Source organism: Mycobacterium sp. E342 (assembly GCF_001667665.1).
GTDB lineage: Bacteria > Actinomycetota > Actinomycetes > Mycobacteriales > Mycobacteriaceae > Mycobacterium.
Map to the genome: position 1 here is coordinate 26,172 of NZ_LZJM01000089.1, position 6,913 is coordinate 33,084.

A 6,913-nucleotide genomic window follows, 5' to 3' on the forward strand; every position below is an offset into this window, starting at 1 on the left:
GTAGGGATCGCTCAGATGAACGGTTAGGTTTGTATCCATGGGCAACGAAGGGGGTGGATCGGCGTTCACCTGGCAGGGCCGGCGCGAGCTGGTGAGCCAGATACACGAGCAACTCGACGAGCTGGTGGCGGCTCGCGACCAGATGGAACAACTGGTGCGGGTCATCAGCGAAGTCGGTTCCGATCTCGACCTGGACGTGACGCTGCATCGCATCGTCAAGGGGGCGATAGAGCTGACCGGATCCCGCTATGCGGTGCTCGGGATCCGCGCCGCCGACGGCACCCTGGGCTCCTTCGTCCGCGCCGGCATCGACGAGCAAACGGCGCGGCAACTCGGCGAATTGCCGGTGGGCGACGGTCTGCGCCTCGACGACGTGAGTGCCCATCCGCAGGCCGGCGAGCTGCAAGCCCACAATCCGCCGATGCGGGCGCTCCTCGGGCTGCCGATCACCGTGCGGGCCGCCGACTTCGGAAGCCTCTACCTGGTCGACGATCGCCCCGGCCGGGTCTTCACCGACTCCCAGGCCGCCGCCGTGCGGGCGCTGGCGATCGCGGCCGCGGCGGCCATCGACAACGCGCGGCTGTTCGAGCGGGAACGTGAGTCGGCCAAGTGGACGAAGGCCAGCCGCGAGATCACGACCGCGCTGCTGTCCGGCGACCCGCAGACCGGGCCATTGCAGCTGATCGTGAACCGGGCGCTGGAGTTGGCCGACGCCGAGCAGGCGATCCTGCTCGTTCCCAAGGAGCCCGACCTGCCCGCCGAAGAGGTCAACACCCTCGTCGTCGCCGCGACGGCCGGGCGGTACTCCTCCGAGGTGATCGGTCGCCAGGTGCCGATGGACGGCTCCACCACGGGCGGTGTCGCGCGGCGGGGCCTGCCGTTGATCACCGAGTCCTTCCAGTACCCGATCGAGGGATTCACCGACGTCGGCGAACGCTCCGCGATCGTCATGCCGCTGATCGCCGACGGCGCGGTGCTCGGCGTCATCGCCGTCGCCCGCGACCCGCAGCAGTCCCCGTTCGGCAGCGACTACCTCGAACTGGTCAGCGACTTCGCTCGGCACGCGGCCATCGCCCTGGCGCTGGCGGCGGGTCGCGAACACGCGCTCAACCAGGAACTCGCGCAAGCGGACACCGTCGACGAGGCGATCAACGCCGCGGCCGAGGAGTTGCGCCGACTGTGGCGGGCCCGCCGCGTCGTGGCCGTCACCTTCCCAACTCACAGCTCCTCGAACGAAAACGCTTACGCGACACCGCAAGTCGTATCGGTAGGCGAGCCCGCGCAGTGGGACGACCTGTCGCCGGCCACCCAACAGATCCTCAGCTCACTGCGCGACGGCGACCTCCTCACCCCCAGCACCGGGGACGCCGGGACGGCGGGCATCGCGCTGCAGCATCCCGAAGGCGTGCTCGTCGTTTGGATCGATCTGGCCGAGCGGCGGGCGTTCACCCTCGAGGACCAGACTCTGCTCACGGTCCTCGCGGGCCGCCTGGGCCAGGGCCTGCAGCGGGTCCATCAGGTCGACCAGCAGCGCGAAACCGCGCTGGCGCTGCAGCACGCGATCCTGGGCCCCGCCGATCTGCCGCACGGCTTCGCGGTGCGCTACCAGGCCGCCAGTCGGCCCCTACAGGTCGGCGGCGACTGGTACGACATCGTCGACCTGGACGACGGGCGCATCGCGATGGTCGTCGGCGACTGCGTCGGGCACGGCCTGGCCGCCGCCACCGTGATGGGCCAGGTGCGCAGCGCCTGCCGGGCGCTGCTGTTCGAAAACCCAAGCCCGGGCGCCGCTTTGGCCGGGATGGATCGCTTCGCGGCGCGGTTGCCGGGCGCCCAATGCACCACCGCCGTCTGCGCGGTGCTCAACCCCGAGACGGGTGAGCTGGTCTACTCCAGCGCCGGGCACCCGCCGCCCATCCTGGTCCACGCGGACGGCACCACGCAGATGCTCGACGATGGCCACACCATCGCGTTGGGAGTGCGAGCGGACTGGTCCCGCCCCGAGGGGCGGGTGATCCTGCCGGCGCGGGCGACCCTTGTGCTCTACACCGACGGGTTGGTCGAACGCCGCCGCACCGCACTGGGGCAGGGCATCTCCCGCGCCGCCACGCTGGTGCAGGATGGGCGGGGTTCCACGCTCGACGACTTGGCGAACGACATCATGTCCGGTCTGGCGCCGGACGGCGGCTATCAGGACGACGTCGTCCTGCTGCTCTATCGCCATCCCGCGCCACTGGAGCTGACTTTCCCCGCCGACGTCAGCCACCTCGCCCCAGCCCGAACGGCATTGCGCCACTGGCTAACCCGCACCCGGCTGGATCCAGAACAGGCGATGAACGTGCTCGTCGCCGCGGGCGAAGCCGTCGCCAACGCCATCGAGCACGGTCATCGCGACAAACCCGAGGGCACGATCAGTCTCGGCGCGACCGCACTGGTGGACCAAGTGCAGTTGACGATCACCGACACCGGCACGTGGAAGCCCCCGCAGCCGGCCAACTATCCCCATCGGGGCCGGGGTATCGCCCTGATGCGGGGGCTCATGCACGACGTCACCATCGACCCCGACGCCGCCGGAACCACGGTCCGTCTATCCGCGAGGATCACATGATGCCCACGTCGCTCACCCTCGACACCGCGCGCCGCAACGACGGGGAACTGATGTTGGTCGCCGCGGGGGAGATCGACCTGAGCAACATCGATGCCTTCGTTCAAGCCCTCACCGCCGCCAGCGGCCAGGCCGCCGGGGGTGGCCCGCTCACGGTCGACCTCAGCGGTGTCGAGTACTTGGACAGCGCCGCCATCAACGCCTTGTTCACCCACGCCAACCACATCCACCTGATCGCCCACCCGATCCTGATGCCCATCCTCACCATCAGCGGACTCACGGAACTCGTCGCCGTCGAGCCCGCCTCGCCCGCGGCGGACGGCTGACGAGCCTCTCAGGTCTTAAGGATTTTCGGCGATCCAGGTCGTGGTGAAGCGCTGCAGCGCCGGAATGCTCTCAGCCAGATCGGCTTGCATCGACTTCTCGAGCTTGCGGCCGACCAACGGGATTTTCACGGCTACCTGGACGGCGAACCGCAGTCGCGTGCCGTCGTCCGTCGGCGCCATCCAGGCTTCCGCACGGCCGGATCCGACGCCGCCTGAGGTCACCACGCTGATCTGCCCGCGGACCTCGCCGTCCCCGCTTGGTCGCCACGTCTCGCTGTGAACGATCTTGAGCTCGCCGGGGACGGCTTTGGCGATCAGCGTGGGCAATAGTTGGCGGGACACGTGCTGGGTGGCGCGAACCGCCACCGTGCCGTCGGCGTCGACGACCAGTGAATCCAGGGTCGTGGGAGCATTGCTGACCCGAAGGCGGGCCAGCCAGTAGTCCTCGCGGCCGAACGTTGCGTGGATCTGCTCCACGCTCACCGGCGACTCGATCAAGATGTCGAAGGAACGCGACATGGCATCGATTCTTCCAAAATGCGAAGGGTCCTGGCTGCGACGCTCGCCACTGTCAAGCCGTGTTTCGAACGTACGTGCGATGGTTATCCCCCTCGCGGAGGTGGAAGACGATGATTGACGACACGCGACAGGCGCCGGGCGAGAATCCCGAGAAGGACACGTCCCAGTGGGTGACCGGCGACGAGCCGATGACCGGTCCCCAGCGCAGCTACCTGCATACCTTGGCCCAAGAGGCCGGGCGCGAGGTGCCGGACGACATGACCAAGGCCCAGGCGTCGGAGCTCATCGACGAGCTACAGCAGCAGACGGGCCGCGGCACCTGACTAGCCGGCGGGCCGGCTCCGGACGGTCGGCGGAGTCGGAGTCCGGGGCCGGCTCGCCTTGCGGGCGAGGTCGCCGAACCTGACGCTGACGCGTTGAAAGCCCTTGACCTGCTCGGCTTTTGCCTTCTTGGTATAGGTCTTGCGGTCGGCCGGTGTGAGTTCAGCGTCATCGGTGAACGGCGTGAGCAAGGCGCGTGGGTAAAGCCGTTCCACGAGGACGACGTTGATCTCGGCGCACAAAACCAGTGTTGACGAGACGAGGAACAGGAAGGCCAACAATCCCAGCACCAAGGCGAAGACGCTGTTGGTGGCGCTGGCCGTCTTCACCGTGTGCCGGATGTAGCCGGCTCCGCCCCACTGGAATACCTGCCAGATCACTGCTGCCGCAAGCGCTCCGGGCAATACCTGGCGATAGGTGAGACCCCGGGCGGTGGTCACCCGAAACGCCACCAGGCAGATCAGCGCGTTGATCCCCACGGCGACAAGTGCGACGCCGATCTTGCCGAATATCCCCAGCGCTCCGGTTGCCTGGCCGGCTGCGGACAGGGCGGTGGCGGCCAGGGCCGCCGAGCCGAGCACCAATAAGAGAAGCAGGCTGCGCGCGCGGGAGCGGATCGGATCGGGACGCTTGTTCCTCGGTACGGCCCATACCGAGTCCATCGCATTCTGGACGGCCTGACCGACGCCCAGGCCCCCGTAAAGCGCCCCCGCGATGCCGACGACCACGGCGACGGTCCCTCCACTGAGACCTGCGGGCTCATGCAACTGGCTGCCGATGACGGGGAATTGGCTCAAGGTGCTGTGCAGCACCTGTTGCTGCAGATCGGGGCGCCCTGCGAGGATCAGCCCGAGGCCCGTAGTCAACAGCAAGAGCAGGGGGAACAGCGACACGAAGCCGTAGTAGGTGACCAACGCGGCCAGATATCCGCCTTGGTCGTCGAGGTATTTGTAAACGACGGCGATCACCACGCCCGCGGCGCGGTTTCGTCGCTGCAGCCTGTCCAGCCAGCCGACCATCTTGTGCTCACTTCGTCGCAACGGAAGCGGATCCCCCCCGATGGGATTGCCAGGTGATACCCGAATTCGGCGGCGATCAACCGTGGGGTCGGTCGCCGCCGGATTCCCATGCCAGGATGGCGATGGTGGCCGACGATGCGATGCGATCCGAGCGCGAATTCAACGAGCGCATCGAAGAGTTCCGCCGCAACGGCGGCAAGGTGGGCGGACAGTTTGAGCGACCGTGCGCGAATTGCCGCGCGACGAGCACGATTCCGTGTACCGGATCGTCGTCGAGCGCGCGCCGGGGTTCGGCGAGTGCCAGGAGCCCACGGATCGGGTCATCCCCGTCTTCGAACTGGTTGCCGAATAACAGCGCCGCCGGCGCGCCGCCTGGCGCAAAATCATCGGTATGAGCATTGCGGCGATGAAGCACCTGCTGCGGGTTTGGGCCTTCGGCGCCTTCGCGCTCGCCTTGACGGCATTGCCGGTAGTTGCGGTTTCGGCGCCGGCGATCGTCCGCGCCGACCCCAATTGCGCTGAAGGGTTCGTGTGGAGCGCGGACTTGCATCAATGCGTTCCCGCGGTCCCCGCCGTGAACGGTCCGGGCGGTCCTGGCGGTCCTGGCGGTCCGGGTGGACCCGGCGGTCCGGGCGGACCCGGTGGCCCCGGCGGCCCTGGCCCCCGGTAGGACACCAAACCCAGGCGCGGCGACCTGCCGCGAAACACGCGGGAACCAACAGGCCCTCGCGGTCGTTATAGTGGCTAAGTATCGCTTCACTCCGAGGGGGAACAGGCGCATGCCACGCACAGACAACGACTCGTGGGACTTGGCCACCAGCGTCGGCGCGACGGCCACCATGGTGGCCGCGGCCCGGGCGATCGCCACCAAGGCCGACAGCCCGCTGATCGAGGACCGGTTCGCCGAGCCGCTGGTTCGCGCCGTCGGCGTGGACTTCTTCACGCGGTGGATCGACGGTGACCTCGACGCCGACGACGTCGACGACCACGACTCCGGGTGGAAACTCGAGCACATGCCCGCGGCCATGGCCGCCCGTACCCGGTTCTTCGACACGTTCTTTCACGAGGCGGCGCAGGCGGGGATCCGTCAGGCCGTCATCCTGGCGTCCGGCCTGGACGCGCGCGCGTACCGGTTGTCGTGGCCGGCCGGCATGACGGTGTTCGAGATCGACCAGCCGGAGGTGGTCGAATTCAAGACCACGACACTGGCAAAGCTGGGCGCCACCCCGCGGGCCGACCTGCGCACGGTCGCGATTGACCTGCGACGCGATTGGCCGAAAGCGTTGGTGGACGCGGGGTTTGACAAGAGCCGCCCGACCGCCTGGATTGCGGAGGGCCTTTTCGGGTACTTGCCGCCGGATGCGCAGGATCGCTTGCTCGACAACATCTCCGCGCGCAGCGCCGAGGGCAGCAGGCTGGCCGTCGAAGCCATCCCGGACCGGCCGCAACAGGACGTCGAGAAGGCGCGGGAGATGATGCGCAGGGCCACCGCCAAGTGGCGCGACCATGGCTTCGAGTTGGATTGGGAGGAGCTGGGTTTCGAGGGCGAGCGCAACGACGTTGCCGAGTATCTGAAGAACCTGGGCTGGCAGACGGTCGGCACCAAGATGAGCGAGCTGTTGGTCGACAGCGGGCTCGCCGCGATTCCGCAAACCAACGACTCGGTGTCGGTCGCCGACACCATCTACTACAGCTCCGTACTGGGCAAATGACGGCACCGAGCCGGCGGGGGCTCAACGACACGGTCACGCGGCTGTGGAGTTTTCTGGCCCCGGCGTACGATCTGCCGTTCCTTCAGCGGTGGGTTTACCGCCCGCCGCACGATGAGGTGATTGCGCAGCTACGCGCTCATCGGGCCCGCAAGATCGCCGATATCGCCTGTGGCACCGGCATACTCAGTGATCGGATCGCCCGAGAGCTCCAGCCCGACGAGATCTTCGGTGTCGACATGTCAGACGGCATGCTCGCCCGCGCCCGCGCCAGGACGGACCGAGTGCAGTGGCTGCGCGGTCCGGCTGAACAGTTGCCATTCGACGACGGTGCCCTCGACGCGGTGGAATTCGCGCAACGCCGCCGGCTGGTCGAAGAAGTGGAACGCCGAGGTGGTCACCACCGCGTCCTGG

8 protein-coding genes are annotated in these 6,913 nt (G+C 68.0%); 5 read left to right on the forward strand and 3 right to left on the reverse strand.

Features of this window, described 5'->3' with window-relative positions:
* Positions 1-37 precede the first annotated feature (37 nt).
* The gene (locus A5692_RS06040) at positions 38-2,608 is read left to right on the forward strand and encodes a SpoIIE family protein phosphatase (RefSeq protein WP_068053370.1); all 2,571 of its coding nucleotides are present in this window, start codon (positions 38-40) and stop codon (positions 2,606-2,608) included.
* Positions 2,608-2,931, forward strand: coding sequence for an STAS domain-containing protein (locus A5692_RS06045; RefSeq protein ID WP_068053373.1), 324 nt, complete (start codon positions 2,608-2,610; stop codon positions 2,929-2,931). Before A5692_RS06040 ends, A5692_RS06045 begins: the two co-directional genes overlap by 1 nt.
* Before the next feature lie 15 nt (positions 2,932-2,946).
* Here A5692_RS06045 and A5692_RS06050 read toward each other — a convergent pair whose 3' ends face one another.
* The gene (locus A5692_RS06050) at positions 2,947-3,450 is read right to left on the reverse strand and encodes a DUF2505 domain-containing protein (protein WP_068053376.1); all 504 of its coding nucleotides are present in this window, start codon (positions 3,448-3,450) and stop codon (positions 2,947-2,949) included.
* Positions 3,451-3,560: 110 nt separating this feature from the next.
* On the opposite strand from A5692_RS06050, the gene A5692_RS06055 reads away from it, so the two are divergent.
* Positions 3,561-3,773, forward strand: coding sequence for a DUF3072 domain-containing protein (locus A5692_RS06055; RefSeq protein WP_068053380.1), 213 nt, complete (start codon positions 3,561-3,563; stop codon positions 3,771-3,773).
* Here A5692_RS06055 and A5692_RS06060 read toward each other — a convergent pair whose 3' ends face one another.
* Positions 3,774-4,790 (reverse strand): YihY/virulence factor BrkB family protein, encoded by a 1,017-nt coding sequence (locus tag A5692_RS06060; RefSeq protein WP_068053384.1) that lies wholly within the window; start codon positions 4,788-4,790, stop codon positions 3,774-3,776.
* A 76-nt stretch (positions 4,791-4,866) separates the two neighbouring features.
* The gene (locus tag A5692_RS30345) at positions 4,867-5,340 is read right to left on the reverse strand and encodes a hypothetical protein (RefSeq protein WP_068053388.1); all 474 of its coding nucleotides are present in this window, start codon (positions 5,338-5,340) and stop codon (positions 4,867-4,869) included.
* A 229-nt stretch (positions 5,341-5,569) separates the two neighbouring features.
* On the opposite strand from A5692_RS30345, the gene A5692_RS06070 reads away from it, so the two are divergent.
* Positions 5,570-6,502 (forward strand): SAM-dependent methyltransferase, encoded by a 933-nt coding sequence (locus A5692_RS06070; RefSeq protein ID WP_068053391.1) that lies wholly within the window; start codon positions 5,570-5,572, stop codon positions 6,500-6,502.
* Positions 6,499-6,913, forward strand: a 415-nt coding sequence (locus tag A5692_RS06075) for a class I SAM-dependent methyltransferase (protein ID WP_231984210.1), incomplete at its 3' end; no start/stop codon positions are given. The genes A5692_RS06070 and A5692_RS06075, both read left to right, overlap by 4 nt.

What these genes read in the sequence shown, in the direction of transcription:
- A5692_RS06070 (WP_068053391.1), top strand. Translation starts at nt 5,570, where the DNA reads ATGCCACGCACAGACAACGACTCGTGGGACTTGGCCACCAGCGTCGGC.
- A5692_RS06060 (WP_068053384.1), bottom strand. Translation starts at nt 4,790, where the DNA reads ATGGTCGGCTGGCTGGACAGGCTGCAGCGACGAAACCGCGCCGCGGGC.
- A5692_RS06040 (WP_068053370.1), top strand. Translation starts at nt 38, where the DNA reads ATGGGCAACGAAGGGGGTGGATCGGCGTTCACCTGGCAGGGCCGGCGC.
- A5692_RS30345 (WP_068053388.1), bottom strand. Translation starts at nt 5,340, where the DNA reads ATGCAAGTCCGCGCTCCACACGAACCCTTCAGCGCAATTGGGGTCGGC.
- A5692_RS06055 (WP_068053380.1), top strand. Translation starts at nt 3,561, where the DNA reads ATGATTGACGACACGCGACAGGCGCCGGGCGAGAATCCCGAGAAGGAC.
- A5692_RS06045 (WP_068053373.1), top strand. Translation starts at nt 2,608, where the DNA reads ATGCCCACGTCGCTCACCCTCGACACCGCGCGCCGCAACGACGGGGAA.
- A5692_RS06050 (WP_068053376.1), bottom strand. Translation starts at nt 3,450, where the DNA reads ATGTCGCGTTCCTTCGACATCTTGATCGAGTCGCCGGTGAGCGTGGAG.